This window comes from Prosthecobacter algae (assembly GCF_039542385.1).
In the GTDB taxonomy this organism is placed as follows: Bacteria; Verrucomicrobiota; Verrucomicrobiia; order Verrucomicrobiales; family Verrucomicrobiaceae; genus Prosthecobacter; species Prosthecobacter algae.
Genome location: NZ_BAABIA010000004.1, coordinates 98,295 through 111,734, shown reverse-complemented (window position 1 = coordinate 111,734; position 13,440 = coordinate 98,295). Strand labels below are relative to the sequence as shown.

The following is a 13,440-nucleotide window of genomic DNA, read 5'->3' as shown; positions in this document are numbered from 1 at the left end:
CGGCCTGCGTCGTTCACTCAGTCCACCAAAACGCGCAGGCTGGAGGCCGCCAATGCAGCCTTCACCTGTTTCAGCCCGGCCGCAGCCAAAGGCTTGAGCGAAGCCGGAGCCTTCTTTTGACCTAACATCAAGTGCTTCAAGGCAGCCAGGAAGAGCTCCCCCTGGTCCTCGATGGCGATGTCCAGGGACTCTGGGAACAGGGCATCCAGAATGGCGCAGCCATCATCGGAAGTATCCATCAACTCATCCGCCCAGCGCAGCACAGTATCCGTCGGCGTCACATTCGGGAAACGTTGGGCCACCAGGGCCAGCAGATCTGCCCGGTTGGTGACATTCATCAGCAGTGCCAGGAAGAAGCGATGCTCCGGCTCGCCAATGCTGCTGCGCATGCCTTTGATAGCATCGCGATGCACACACTCCTCCAGGGTGGCCGCCACGCCCTGGGCCAGTTCCCCATGCTTAGTTTCAAAAACTGATAGCGCAGTCCCCCACTCGCCAAGATTCGCCAAGGCCCCCATGCAATGCTGCAAGATGTAAAAGCCACGCTCGAAATCCAGGTCTGAGATCATTTCGATCACCAGGTCCGCATACTCAGGATCTTCCGTCTGCTCCAAGACATCCAGCAGTTGCTTGCGGCGCATGGTCAGGACATCGCTGAACATCGGGTCCAGGGCGACGTGAGGCGGCAGGTAGTTAAACTGGGGCCCCGTGCCCGGATCATTCTGCGTGCGCACCACCACGGTCACAGAGGGGGTATCCAGATGGAAAAGCGAATGGATGCACTGGCGACCGGAGATGATGGATACTGTGCGCCCAGTCTCCAGCAGTTCGATGTTTTTCATCCGCACCTGCCCCATCTGAAGATTCGGGGTGATGGCGTGCCTTTTTTCGAACTCATAATGCGCATGGATGCTGGAACCATGCATCACGTGAAAGGCCCCGGAAAACTCATGCTGATGAATGTCCGTCGTCCCATCCATCCAGAAAAGCAGTTGGATATAAAAGCGCGGATGCTCATACGCCACCAGCTCCGGCTGGCCAAAACCGGACTGAGTTTGCAAAGGCTGCTCGTCATCCAGCAGGAACTCCCGCATCAAGGCCGGGAGGTCCACATGTTGGGCTGGCGGCCGCTCGTCCAGGACCGCCTGCGCGATGCCAGGGAATTTCTCCAACGAGAAATTCTCCTGCTTCCAGCGCTTCAAAACCGTCTGGCCCATATCCTTGAAAAAGTCGTTCATTCCTGCACCCTTTCACCAGAGGAAAGGCCCCGACAAGAGCCATTCAAAGGCGGTAGGGCAAACATCCGCCTGCTTCGCCCTTGCACCCGCACCTCTGCGCGCTCCTTTGCACCTCCTGGAGGCGGCAGGTTGCGCACCCTTTTCCCAGCCTCATTCATGAAACCCTTCCTCACCCTCGCCCAAGCCCGCACGCCCGAGGGGGCCGAACTGACGCTGCATTCCCACGACACGGAGTTTTACATTCGCGTGAACCGCCAACCTTTGATGGGAACCAACGCTTCCGAGTCCGAGAAGGTCTTGGCCGAACTGGCCTGCAGCCGCTTGGGTCAGCACACGGCCCCCCGCGTTCTCATCGGGGGTTTGGGGCTCGGCTTCAGCCTGCGTCGCGTGCTGGAGTGCGTGGGTGCTGGTGCCCATGTGCAGGTGGCGGAGCTGCTGCCTGAAGTGGTCGCCTGGAACCGTGAATTCCTCACCACCGTCAATGGCCTGCTGCTGGATGATCCTCGTGTGGAAATCTCCGTCATGGATGTTTTCCAAATCCTCGCCCAGGCCCCCTCAGGCCATTATGATGCCATTTTGCTGGATGTGGACAATGGCCCCATCGCCATGGTCAAAGAAGGCAATGGCCGCCTCTATCAGGCCCAGGGACTGGCCACCATCTCACGGGCTTTAAAGCCTGGAGGCCGCGTCACCTTCTGGTCTGCCAGCCAGGACTCCGCCTTTGCCCGGAGGCTAGCCAAAGCAGGCTTCAAAGTCGAAATCGTGGGCTGCAAGGCTTACCCTCAAGCGAAGAAAAAGACGCACACCATTTTTGTGGGTGACCGAAGCTAGGAAACAGCCCGCCTAACCAAAAGATTCGTCATGGGCGACAAGTGACCATTGTGCATGATATTCGCGCAGCACCTTGCGTATCGCACGAATTCAAGAATTCAAGACATGACTTAATTCGTTCAATAACAACGAATTAGATCAGCGAGATACCTTGGCCAACTGCATGCAGAAGTGAGGGTGGTAATCAGCCCCAGAGGCTGCGGCAAGACCTGTCACTCATTCAGTTCGAATGAATGACCCGGCCACCGCATCCAACGAGGCTGATTCCCATGAACCCACCCTCACCATGAAACACTTTTATCTCCTCTTATGCGCCACGCTTCTAGCGGTGGCAGCGCCGGTCTCCACGGCGCGCGCTGATGTGGATGTCTCCATCGACTTCTTCTTTGATAACCTGAGTCCGCACGGCGACTGGATCTATGCCGATGATTACGGATACGTATTTCAGCCTGCTGTTTCCCAAGATCCCGGCTGGGCACCTTACTCGGATGGCTATTGGGCCTACACGGATGCCGGCTGGACCTGGATCTCGAACGAAGACTTCGGCTGGGCCACCTACCACTATGGACGCTGGATCCGCATGAGCGGGAACTGGGTCTGGGTGCCTGGTTATGAGTGGGCCCCCGCCTGGGTTTCCTGGCGCCAGGCCGATGACCACATCGGCTGGGCCCCCTTGCCCCCCGAGGCTCGCTGGTCTGTCAGCGTCGGCTTCAATCAGTGGACGGACAGCTACTACGATGTCGGCCCCTCCTATTATAACTTCGTGCCGTTCAATCTCTTTGCCCGCCGCACTTCCCTGCGTCCGGTCATCATTGATCGCGGCCGCAACTACACCTACATTGACCGCTCCGTAAACATCACCAACATCTCCTATAGGCAGAATGTGGTGAACAACATCTTTGTGGGCGGCCCGGATCCTTCCCGGTTCGACCGGGGTGAAAACCGCATCCGTCGCCTAAGCCTGCGCCGCGACGATGACCGCTTCCGCAATGATTGGCAGAACACACGCGGCGAACGGCCCCGGGGTTACGACAGCCTCTCACGCATTGAGCGGGATGAACTCATCGTCGCTGCCCCATCCATTCGCAGAGATGAGTCCCTCCGCCTCCCTTCCCGGGTGAAAGAACGCCTCGAGCGCCCTGAAATTGACCGCGGCTGGCGTGGCAGCGATACACAGGCCGTCGAGCGCCTGCGTGAGCGTCAACGCGAAGATTTTTCCAAAAACAAACCTGCCAATCTGCCTGACAAAGCGCTCGATCTGGTGACCAGCAAAGTGCCACCACCCGCCGTTGGCCGTCTGCTGAAGCCCGAAGAACGCCGTGGCCCCGGCCAGCGCCCAGCCCCAGGCAGCATCGAGGAAGATGTGCGCAAGGCCATGCCCGCCGATAAGGATGGCCAACCAGGCGACCCTCGGAAAAAGAATGGCAGGCCCGATGTGAAAGACACCCCTCCCACCGGTGCGCCAGATCGCCCCGGCATGCCTGACCGTGAAACACGTCCAGGTGAACGCCCGAGAGATGGCCGGATGCCGGGTGACCGCACCCCGGATGGCCGTGGTGAAGAAGGCCGCATGCCAGGTGCCAACCCACGCGACCTCCCTGGCCGTGGACAGCCCGAAAAACCTGAGCGTCCAGGTGCAGACAAAGATGACCGCCCAGATCGTCGCCCAGGCGTGAAGCCAGGCGAGGCCCCCCGTCCTCGGCTAGCTCCAGGTGTGGTTCCCAGCGATGAAATTCCACGTCGTGGCGGCACCCCGATGACCCCGCCAAAAACCGAAGATGCGCCCCCAGCCCCCAAGGCTGTCCCTAATGTGCCCGAACCCCGTAAAACCAGACCCGAGCTGCCGAAGGTCCGCCCTGAGTCCCCAGGAAATCGGCCTGAACGCCTCCCGGATATGCGTCCCAATATTCCCAATGCCCCTTCGGATGCCCGCCCAGTCCCCATGCCGGAGCCACGCCGCGTTCCTGAAGCCAAGCCGAAGCGCATGCCAGAACCCAGCACCCCAAAGGTGAAACCTGCGCCGATGCCCAAGCCCGAAGCCCGCCCCACCCCAGCCGTGAAACGGCCCGATGAAGCTGCGCTGCGGACAGCCCGGCCAGAACCACGGGTCACCCCCCAGGTCAAAAAGCCTGCAGCCCAGCCACGTCCTCAGGTCAAACAGGCTCCCCCAGCCCCACGCCCTGAGGTAAAAAAGGCCGCTCCAGCGCCTCGCCCCCAAGTGAAGAAAGCCCCAGCTCCGACTAAAAAGCCAGCCGCAGCGGATGCTGAAAAGAAGCGCCGTGAACGCTAATCTCTGATCGCTTCGAAGCATCCCCCAAATGCGTGCGCCCTCAACGGCGCACGCATTTTTCTTTTACGGCCTAGCAGGACGCTGCTTCCAGGCCCAGCGAAAGAGATTCCGCATATCGGCATAACGTCCATCGGCGGAGGAACTCCCTAGAACCACCCCATAAAGATGATCACCGCCACGATGCGCACTGGCCACCAGGCAGTGCCCCGCCTGGTTGGTGAGACCCGTTTTGATACCATCGTAACCCATGTCCAAGGCCAGCAAGGCATTGCTATTTTCCCAGGTCACCTGCCGGGTGGACTTAGCCCCCGTCCTCACCACGGCTTCATGATGCTGAGTGCGGACACAGGTTCGGAAGGTTTCCGAGCTCATCACCTTTACCGCCAATCGGCAGAGATCGCTTGCCGTCGTCGTCAGGTCCTTGTCCGTCCCCCCATCCCCGTAGGCGGAGCGATAGACCGTCTTCGTCATCCCGATCTGGCGGGCTACACGGTTCATCTCGGCAATGAAATTCACCCGGCTTTTCAGAGTCGGATTATCCATGCCCGCTTTCAGCATTGCCTCATCGGGTCCGGCCAGTCGTGCATTCAGATGTTCAGCCAGGGCATTGCCCGCATCATTGCCGGAAGGGAGCAGCAGGCCATAGAGACAATCCCGCACCTTCACCTTCTCCCCGGCTTTGATCCCGGCCGTGGATCCGGGTGTGCTGCTGGCGACTTTGGAGAACGTCACCCATTCCTCGAAAATCGAGGTCTCCTTTTCCGCCATCTGCAAGACCACCAGGGCGCACATCATCTTTGCCGTGCTGGCCGCCTTGCGCGGTTCACCCGCCAAGTCTCCCCATAATAGGCTACCCGTCTTGGCGTCCACGATCGCCCAGGATTTCGCAGTGACCACCGGCGGCGCACTCAGATCTTCCTCGGCAGCCGAACTGACAAGACAGGTCTGTATCATCAGGGAAGCACACGTAGAACGGAGGAAGCATTTCATAACTGCCTTCACCAACGCGCCAGAACCTCATCGGCTTGCAATGAAGCAATGGGGGCTTGGCCTATGCCCCAATCGCAAACCAGTTGAAGCCGGCGGCGTAAACCCGCGTGTTGGCCCAGGTGGAAATGACGGCTGTGAATCCAGATTCAGTAATTTGAGTGGCCAGGACGGTCAGGCGGGCACTGTCGCGCTGATCAATGTCAAAACTGGAGATTCCGAGTTGGACGACCGGCGTGGCCAAGAAGGGAGAATCAAAGACGATCTCCACACTGAAGCTGCGGGTTTGCTCCTCACCAGCTTCAATTTCCGCCAGGTTCCAGCCCTCACTGAGGACATTGAAAGTGGCAGATGAGGAAAGAATCTTCCAAGGGACAGGAGTGGAGGTCATACTTGGGGAGAGAAGAAGCAGTATTCGGGCCGGATTCCCAGCAGGGCAGACTTAAATCGGTGGTGATAAGAAACCAACCGCATCGGGTCACTTTTCTGACACACCGGTCCAAGTCAAATCACCCTCCGAACTTCTCAATCCGCAATCAGGGACTCAAGATCGCTCTCCAAAAGCCCCGCCATGAGAGGCGACTGCTCATCCAGCGCCGCCTCCACCAGACCGCGTTTTTTCGCCTGGAGAGCCAGGATTCGCTCCTCCACCGTCCCCCGGATCGCCAGACGGTAGGCGGTGACCACCCGCTGCTGACCGATACGGTGGGCACGGTCAATGGCCTGCGATTCCACCGCCGGGTTCCACCAGGGGTCCAGCAGAATGACGTGGTCTGCGGCGGTAAGGTTCAGCCCGTAGCCACCGGCCTTGAGACTGATGAGGAAGACCCGGCAGGAAGGATCCGACTGGAAAGTCTTCACCTGGGCATCGCGATCCTGACTGCCACCATCCAGATAGGCATACGAGGTTTTTTGTTCGCCCAAATAATCACGAACCAAACGTAAATATTGAACGAACTGGCTGAATATAAGAACTTTTCCACCACCATCGATGATGGATTCCAGGCGCTCCTGCAGCATGGGCCATTTCCCAGACAGATCCTCCCGGTCCAGCTTGCCTATAGTATCCCCCTGCAAGCCGGTGAGACGTAAATCACAGCAAGCCTGGCGCAGACGGAGCAGCACGGTGAACATGGTCATCTTCGCCCCGCCTTGGCCGGAACGTTTGCGTGCAGCCTTGATCTCCTCGCGACCTTCCTCAAGCAGACGCCGATAGACCTCACCCTGCGCTGGTGAAGGATCGCACCACAGTACCTGTTCGATCTTATCCGGCAGGTCCTTCAGCACCTCCCGCTTGGTGCGCCGCAGAAAATACGGGCGAATGAGTTTCTTCAGACGCTCACTCGCCGCCTGCCCAGCCGGAGTTCCCAGGGCCGTCTGGATCGGCTGATCAAACCGCTCCTTGAAGTTTTCCCGGCTGCCCAGGTAACCAGGGAGAAGGAACTGGAAGATGGACCACAGATCCCGGGTGCTGTTTTCCACCGGGGTTCCCGTCAGGGCGACGCGAGCGTGGGCCTTCAGGCTACGCAGGCATTTGGCAGCATCCGTATCGGGATTCCGAATGTAGCTGGCTTCATCCAATAAAATGAAGCCAAATTTTTGAATCTTTAATTGATCAACATCTCTAACCACCAACTGATAAGTGGTTATTATCACGTTAAAATCGTTAATATTATTCAACACGCTTTCACGCTTGCTCCCTTGGGAGATGGTCACCTTTAAATGGGGGGCAAAGCGCTCAAACTCCGCCAGCCAGTTTCCGCACAGGGATTTCGGGCAGACAATCAAAACCGGCTCCTGACGCTGCCGCTGGGATAGAAAACTGGCTACCAGCGCGATGCTCTGGACCGTTTTGCCAAGCCCCATCTCGTCCCCCAGAAGGCCGCCACGGCCCGCCTGGACCAGGGAAGTCATCCAGCGAACCCCCAAGAGCTGATAAGGGCGCAGACGCCCCCCCAGATCACCGAGGAGACCCAGAGTCTCTTTTTCCCCCGGCAGCGAGGCCGCTGTGTCTGATTCCGGCAGGAAATACCCGGCGTGAAGGGAACTGATCTTGGCTCCATCCGGGGTAATCTGGAGCGGCACATCCTTCAGGGTATCCTCAAACTCCTCCACCTCCTGGAGGTCCAGAAGGTACTTTTTGCCATTTTTCCCCTGCACACTTCGCTGGCCCGAGCGGACCAACCGCAGCACCTCCGCCCTGGGAAGGCGGAACCCATCGGGAGATTCATAGCCAAACTCCACCGCCAACCAGTCTGAACCCGCCCCGCGCTCGCCATTGGCGGGCACCTCGCGGACCTGAGGCTGGATGCGCCCCACCCCACGGGTGGCCGCCCGCCATTTATCCCCCTCAACAACCAGCACTTCGTGACGCAGACGCGGCAGGTCTGAAGCAAAAAACCGCATCACATTTTCCTGCCCCATCAGGCGAAAAACCTCGGTATCCACGGTTCCCAGTTTCATCCCGGCTGACTTGAAGCCCATAAACTGAAGCCGGGCCAAAAGCCTGGATTCAGCCTGCCTGTTGAAAACGTAAAAAGTTCCCGTTGATTCTTGATCCTGAATGGGAAAAATGCTCTCAACGGATGTTGGTACCTTCCCGGAGGTAATGCCCCAACGTCGCCCCTGATACTCGGCGGAAAGGGTCACATCGGCAGCCTGGAACGAACCGTCCAAGTGCAATTCGAACGTACAGGGCACCGGGGCCACGTGGAATTTCTCCAGGGCAGCACCGCGCATTTCAATCTGGAACACGTCGGCCAGAGCCTCCCGGTGAGCGACCAACCAGGAAAGCGGACGCATCGCCGGCAACTCCGCCAAGACCCGACTCACTTCACTTTCGGACCGTGGCAACGAAAAGAGACTCGAAGTCTCACGACAGACCCACCACCCGCCTGGGTCGGATTTAAAAAGAGGCCCCTGGCCGCCTCCCTCCAGCCTGAGATCCACCTGCCCACCCTTGGCCTCGATCAGCAGGGGCAGCCGCATGGGTTCGGCAGCCACGGCCACCCCCTTGCCACCTCCCGAGGGTTTTCCAGCAATCACCCGTGGATGACCTGACAAAAGCGGAAACATCTCCGCCAGGACCTTTGCATTGAGAGACAGGGGGGCGCTTTGAGCCTGGATTCCCTGCTCCGCCAACCAAGCCGCCAGCAGGGATTCCTCAGCCTCGCCTCCCGCCTCAAATTTCACGTAGGCTCCCAGCGGTTCACGTGCCGTTCCCAGGAGCAGCGTTTCCGGCAAAAATAAGGAGTAGCGCCCAGGGACACGCCGGGGCACACGTGCCTTTGGAGCGGCAGGAACGGGACCCGCGCTCCTGGCAGGTGGTGGCACCGCCCCTCCCGATGGACGGCCTGAGACAGGGGCTGGGCGAGCGCTGGCTGGCCGAAGATGCACCAGTGCCACAGCCAGGGAATGCTCACAGATCATGCTCCGGCGGGCTGCGGGGCAGGTGCAAAGGTTGTCCACATCGCTGCGGCCTTTGATGCGAAGTCCACAGGAAAACTTCATTTTCCCACTGCCGGCCAGACCACGCACAAGGCCGGCCTCTGCGGTCTGCAGTTCCACAAGACCGGCTTCCACGAGGCCACGCGCGGCCTTCATGGCCTGCCAGCCACCGATTTCTCCCAACCATTTCTCCGTGAATTCCATTTCTTTCTGGCGCGGGGCATGGTTCCCGTTCAATGTCGCCCGTCAAGGCAACTTATGCGGATAGTCGCGATCACCAATCAAAAGGGCGGAGTGGGTAAAACCACCACCGCCGTCAACCTGTCTGCCTGTCTCGCCCAGCGAGGCGTGCGCTGCCTGCTTATTGACCTGGACTCCCAGGGCAATGCCACCAGCGGCCTGGGCCTGGCCAAGGAAGAGGGCGGCAGCATCTATTCGGCTCTGGTCGAAGGCTCCGACCCTCACGAAGTCATCCGCAGCACCCGGCTGCCCAATCTTTCCATCATCCGCAGCCACCAGGAACTGGCGGGCTGCGAGATCGAACTCGCCCAGCGAGGCAACCACCTCACCCGCCTCCGCGAGGTGCTGGACCAGCTCCGCCAGTCGAACCATTTTGACTACGCCTTTCTGGACTGCCCCCCTTCCCTGGGCGTCCTGATGACCTCAGCCCTGGCTGCGGCCGATGAAATGCTGGTGCCGATCCAGTGTGAGTACTTCGGTCTTGAAGGCCTTTCGAGCATTGTGCAGGTGGTGCAGCAGATCCGCGACTGTGGGGTCAATCCCAACCTCCTCCTGGAAGGCATCGTCATGACGATGTACGATCAGCGTGCCAATCTGGCCAACCAGGTCGTCAACGATGTGAAGAGCTACTTTGCCGAGGTCATTTATAATACCATCATCCCTCGCACCGTGCGCCTGGGTGAGGCCCCGAGCTACGGCAAGACCATCGTCGAGTATGAAGCCAATGGACGCGGGGCCCAGGCCTACCGGGCCCTGGCGGAAGAGTTCATGGCCCGGCGAGCCAACAAGTGACGAGGTGTGGCCAGGGCCGTCACTGCAACCGCAGTGAGCTAACTCGGGATAAGTGCATCTAGTTTAACACCAACTTAGTTGTTCTAAAGAACAGTAGTTAATAAAAATATTAACTTACCTAAATATTTAGTTGGCACATAGCGTATGGAGTCTATTATCCGCTCCAATTATTATGATCCGTCCTGCCACCCCGATCATGCACTTGGCAGAGCCCTCTGCCCGCCGAGTTTCCCGGACTTCAGTGTCTGGCTTTGATTTTGCCTTTGTTCTCACGGCTGCCCTCTTTGTTCTTGTGGGCTGCTTTTTCATGCTCGATCTCGCCTCAGCCCAGAGCTCTGGCAAAGAGAGTGGAGCTTTAAAATTCCTTTCCGAAACCTCCGTCTGGCTGCCTGCTTTGGCCAAGGTGGCGGGCAAGTATGTCCTGCTGCTTCTCGGCAGTGTGCTGAACTCCGCCCTGATTGTACTGCTCGTCCAGAGCCTGCGCACCATGGACAGCAAGATCAGCCGTCTGACTCCACGTTTCTCGATGAGCGGTTTCCAGACCTCGACCCGGGTGGAAAACATCCGTGGCAAAAAAGCTCATCTTGAAAGCCAACGCTCCGGCAAGCGCCGTGAAGCTTCGGCCATCCGTGAGTCCAGCCCGTTCCTGCTTTCGCCGGTGTTTCGTTAATGGACGGTCTCTTCTGCCGACTGTCGTTTCCTGCGCTCTTCAGAGTAAAGGATCACGAAAGCAGCGAGGTAAAAGACCATCCAATGGCCTGAAAAGGCACGAACCACGGCTGCACCCACACCCAAGGGGGAATCTTTTCCCGTGGGCATCCCCATGGGCACTGTGAAGGTAAAGGTCATAAAGTTGAGGAGGGCGTAAATACATACGCTCCAGAAAACCCGTCTCAACCAAGCGGGACTGTGGGCCAACATGACCTTCCAAACATCTTTTCGAGGGCTGCCTTTGGCGACTCGGCTCCCCACAATGGCCGCAGGAATAAAGACGATAAAAACTCCACCATGCAGCATCATGACTGAGGAAGGGAATGCCTCCACCGTTCCCGTGATGGCCAGAAAGTGAGAGGTCAGACTGACGCTGAACCCCGCCAACGTCAGGACCTGAAAAGGGCGTGTCCAATGCATGAGGTTATCTCACCTCAGAACTCCCCACGAAAAACACAGCGCGCCGTCGGGGTTTCGTAGATGACGATTTCGCACAGGCCGGGAAGCTGAGGGGCCAGCTTTTTCCACAGCCAGGCAGCCATGTTTTCGATGGTCGGATTCTCCAGGCCCTCGATCTCGTTGAGGTAGGCATGATCCATGCGATCCAGCAGAGGTTTCATGGCCTTGCTGATTTCTGCGTGGTCATACACCCAGCCGATGTGCGGATCCACCTCACCTTCGACAGCGATCTCCACTTTGAAGCTATGGCCATGCATCTGGGTGCACTTATGGTTCCCAGGGAGATTAGGCAGCGTTTGAGCGGCCTCGAAGCGGAAGTCTTTGATGATGCGGCAGCGCATGAGATTGGTAGGAAAGGCAATAACCCGCTTCTGCCCGCAGGTCAATTGCCCGGCTTCGCGACTGTCTCTTTAGGGGGCATCACGGTCACCCGCAGGCGATAGACCCTACCATCCCAAGGAGTGCTGTTGGGAAACTCGGCCACACTCAGCGGACCAAAGCTGATGCCAGCCCCCAGCCCCTGGGTGGGTTGAGTGGGGAAGCCGTTGGCAAAAGGTGTGACACCCAGCACTTCGCTGCGCCCGGGGACGGCCAGGGACATCAGACCATCGGCATCAATCATGGCCCGCACATTGCAGGTCCCTTCCACCAGCCCGTCTCCCGTGATGGAGGTGACCTTGCCATCCTGGAAAATGCTCAACGTCGGCTTGCCAGCCACCAGATGCAGAGCCCACCCCATCTGGCCATTTCCCTGCGAGACCAGAGAACTGTCCGCATCCACACGGGGACTGTAATCAAAGACCGCATCCACAAAAAGACCTCGCCCCTGGATGTTGGGGGATTCTTCCGCGCTCAGTTCATCGCCGATCTGCAATTTCAGATGCGCACTGCCGTCATCGCTGGGGGTGTTGCCCACTTCTTTGGCCGGGCGGGAGGCGGACTTGAATTCCTTGGGGAAGAAAGCCGCCAGTTCCTGCTTGAGGGAGGCATGGGCGGAGTCGCCAGCCACATTGGTCCACTCATGCGGGTCGGCCTGATGGTCATAAAGTTCCTCACTGCCATCGGCATAGCGGATGTAGCGCCAGCGGTCGCTACGGGCCGCATAGCTCGCCCGGTCCCCGCCGCCCATGGTAGTGATGGCAGGACCTTCGCTCTTGCCGGAGGGATCTTTCAAAAGAGGCAGCAGGCTGTGGCCGTCCAGGTGCTCCGGTTTGGCCACCTTCACGAGATCGCAAAGGGTCGGATACAGATCCACCAGCGACACGGGCTGATCACTCACCGTGTCTTCCTTCGTCAGACCGGGCGCGTAAATGGTCAGGGGCACACGGGTTGTCTCCTCCCACAGCTTGCCTTTGTGCCACAGGTTCTTTTCCCCCAGGTACCAGCCATGGTCGGAGGTGAAGACGACGATGGTGTTTTCCGCATTGGGTCCACTGGCTAGGCCATCCAGCACACGCCCCAGCATTGCATCGCAAAAGGCGACACTGGCCAGGTAGGCACGCACGGCTTCCTTCCACTGATTGCCCTTCAGGATCTTTTCATGATGGCTGCCCGGTTTGTTATGGGATCGAGCAAACTCAGGCACATCGTCCAGGTCCCCTTCCTTCACCTCCGGCAGTTGGATGCTGTCCAGAGGGAACAGGTCAAAATACTTCTGCGGCACATACCAGGGCGAATGCGGACGATAGAGACCGACCGAAAGGAAGAAGGGCTTCTTCGCCTTCTGCTTGAGAAAATCAGCCGCCCAGGTGGTGACCGCGCCGTCATCCGTCAGCTCATCCGGCAGATCGATCTGGCCCCAGTCCCAATGCCAGATGTTCATGCCGTTGAAGTTTTGTCCGGTATGCACAGGCAGGTCAGGGATCTGTACCCCCGGCTCAGGGAAACGGGTGTCCCAGGCAGCATCTTGTTCAAAGCCACGCCGACCACCATGCCAGCCTGCCAACCGCCCCTCTGGGCCACCGTGATTGGCATGGAAGATTTTCCCGCCCGCAGCCGTGGCAAATCCCATGGCCTTAAAATGCTCTGGCAGAGTGGCTTTGCCCGCCACCTGCAAACTGCGGCGCCAGTCCTGCTCATTGCCAAAGACTCCGCTGGAGGCAGGCTGCAGGCCAGTCAGCAGGCTTGTACGGGACGGGTTGCACAGGGCATAGTTGCAGTGGGCATTGGTGAAGCGCATGCCCATTTTCGCCAGGCGATCCATGTTAGGCGTCAGGGCCTGGGGATGCCCGCCCATCCAGCCCACGTAGTCCTTGAGGTCATCCGCGATGATGAAGAGCACATTCGGCTTGCCCGCCGCGCTGCGGGTTTTCACTTTGGGGGCGGCCTGGAGGACGAGTGGCCCCAGGCAAAGGATCGATAGGAAAAATCGGACGGGGAAAATCATCTGCCCCAATGGAGCATTTCCGGCACCGCTTGCAACCTGTGCGCACAATCCTCCCTTTC

The 13,440-nt window shown here is 58.9% G+C and carries 11 protein-coding genes; 4 read left to right on the top strand and 7 right to left on the bottom strand.

Annotated elements, in window-relative coordinates; translation table 11 throughout:
- Positions 1-17 precede the first annotated feature (17 nt).
- Positions 18-1,238 (bottom strand): hypothetical protein, encoded by a 1,221-nt coding sequence (locus ABEB25_RS10420; protein ID WP_345736344.1) that lies wholly within the window; start codon positions 1,236-1,238, stop codon positions 18-20.
- A gap of 156 nt (positions 1,239-1,394) precedes the next feature.
- Here ABEB25_RS10420 and ABEB25_RS10415 point away from each other — a divergent pair, with 156 nt between their 5' ends.
- Together ABEB25_RS10415 and ABEB25_RS10410 are read left to right on the top strand one after the other, a co-directional pair.
- Positions 1,395-2,069: a spermine/spermidine synthase domain-containing protein gene (locus ABEB25_RS10415; protein ID WP_345736343.1), complete on the top strand. Its 675-nt coding sequence runs from the start codon at positions 1,395-1,397 to the stop codon at positions 2,067-2,069.
- 229 nt (positions 2,070-2,298) lie between these two features.
- The gene (locus tag ABEB25_RS10410) at positions 2,299-4,359 is read left to right on the top strand and encodes a DUF6600 domain-containing protein (protein WP_345736342.1); all 2,061 of its coding nucleotides are present in this window, start codon (positions 2,299-2,301) and stop codon (positions 4,357-4,359) included.
- Between the two features lie 63 nt (positions 4,360-4,422).
- On the opposite strand, the gene ABEB25_RS10405 is transcribed toward ABEB25_RS10410, so the two are convergent.
- The 3 genes from ABEB25_RS10405 to ABEB25_RS10395 form a co-directional block, all read right to left on the bottom strand.
- Positions 4,423-5,313: a D-alanyl-D-alanine carboxypeptidase family protein gene (locus tag ABEB25_RS10405; RefSeq protein WP_345736341.1), complete on the bottom strand. Its 891-nt coding sequence runs from the start codon at positions 5,311-5,313 to the stop codon at positions 4,423-4,425.
- 97 nt (positions 5,314-5,410) lie between these two features.
- Positions 5,411-5,737, bottom strand: coding sequence for an H-type lectin domain-containing protein (locus ABEB25_RS10400; protein WP_345736340.1), 327 nt, complete (start codon positions 5,735-5,737; stop codon positions 5,411-5,413).
- 134 nt (positions 5,738-5,871) lie between these two features.
- Positions 5,872-8,997 carry a DEAD/DEAH box helicase gene (locus tag ABEB25_RS10395; RefSeq protein WP_345736339.1) on the bottom strand — a complete coding sequence of 1,042 codons (3,126 nt, stop codon included), beginning with the start codon at positions 8,995-8,997 and terminating at the stop codon, positions 5,872-5,874.
- A gap of 54 nt (positions 8,998-9,051) precedes the next feature.
- Here ABEB25_RS10395 and ABEB25_RS10390 point away from each other — a divergent pair, with 54 nt between their 5' ends.
- Positions 9,052-9,825: a ParA family protein gene (locus ABEB25_RS10390; RefSeq protein WP_345736338.1), complete on the top strand. Its 774-nt coding sequence runs from the start codon at positions 9,052-9,054 to the stop codon at positions 9,823-9,825.
- Positions 9,826-9,997: 172 nt separating this feature from the next.
- Positions 9,998-10,495, top strand: a complete 498-nt coding sequence (locus tag ABEB25_RS10385) for a hypothetical protein (protein WP_345736337.1) — start codon at positions 9,998-10,000, stop codon at positions 10,493-10,495.
- On the opposite strand, the gene ABEB25_RS10380 is transcribed toward ABEB25_RS10385, so the two are convergent.
- From ABEB25_RS10380 to ABEB25_RS10370, 3 genes are all read right to left on the bottom strand, one after another.
- Positions 10,492-10,845 (bottom strand): hypothetical protein, encoded by a 354-nt coding sequence (locus tag ABEB25_RS10380; RefSeq protein WP_345736335.1) that lies wholly within the window; start codon positions 10,843-10,845, stop codon positions 10,492-10,494. The two genes, ABEB25_RS10385 and ABEB25_RS10380, sit on opposite strands and share 4 nt — an antisense overlap.
- Positions 10,846-10,970: 125 nt before the next feature.
- On the bottom strand, positions 10,971-11,336 hold the full coding sequence (gene queD / locus ABEB25_RS10375) for a 6-carboxytetrahydropterin synthase QueD (protein WP_345736334.1): 366 nt from the start codon (positions 11,334-11,336) through the stop codon (positions 10,971-10,973).
- Positions 11,337-11,377: 41 nt separating this feature from the next.
- A complete protein-coding gene (locus ABEB25_RS10370) occupies positions 11,378-13,381 on the bottom strand; it encodes a sulfatase (RefSeq protein ID WP_345736333.1) in 2,004 nt (667 codons plus the stop codon).
- Positions 13,382-13,440 lie beyond the last annotated feature (59 nt).

What these genes read in the sequence shown, in the direction of transcription:
- ABEB25_RS10420 (WP_345736344.1), bottom strand. Translation starts at nt 1,238, where the DNA reads ATGAACGACTTTTTCAAGGATATGGGCCAGACGGTTTTGAAGCGCTGG.
- ABEB25_RS10415 (WP_345736343.1), top strand. Translation starts at nt 1,395, where the DNA reads ATGAAACCCTTCCTCACCCTCGCCCAAGCCCGCACGCCCGAGGGGGCC.
- ABEB25_RS10410 (WP_345736342.1), top strand. Translation starts at nt 2,299, where the DNA reads ATGAATGACCCGGCCACCGCATCCAACGAGGCTGATTCCCATGAACCC.
- ABEB25_RS10405 (WP_345736341.1), bottom strand. Translation starts at nt 5,313, where the DNA reads ATGATACAGACCTGTCTTGTCAGTTCGGCTGCCGAGGAAGATCTGAGT.
- ABEB25_RS10400 (WP_345736340.1), bottom strand. Translation starts at nt 5,737, where the DNA reads ATGACCTCCACTCCTGTCCCTTGGAAGATTCTTTCCTCATCTGCCACT.
- ABEB25_RS10395 (WP_345736339.1), bottom strand. Translation starts at nt 8,997, where the DNA reads ATGGAATTCACGGAGAAATGGTTGGGAGAAATCGGTGGCTGGCAGGCC.
- ABEB25_RS10390 (WP_345736338.1), top strand. Translation starts at nt 9,052, where the DNA reads ATGCGGATAGTCGCGATCACCAATCAAAAGGGCGGAGTGGGTAAAACC.
- ABEB25_RS10385 (WP_345736337.1), top strand. Translation starts at nt 9,998, where the DNA reads ATGATCCGTCCTGCCACCCCGATCATGCACTTGGCAGAGCCCTCTGCC.
- ABEB25_RS10380 (WP_345736335.1), bottom strand. Translation starts at nt 10,845, where the DNA reads ATGATGCTGCATGGTGGAGTTTTTATCGTCTTTATTCCTGCGGCCATT.
- queD (WP_345736334.1), bottom strand. Translation starts at nt 11,336, where the DNA reads ATGCGCTGCCGCATCATCAAAGACTTCCGCTTCGAGGCCGCTCAAACG.
- ABEB25_RS10370 (WP_345736333.1), bottom strand. Translation starts at nt 13,381, where the DNA reads ATGATTTTCCCCGTCCGATTTTTCCTATCGATCCTTTGCCTGGGGCCA.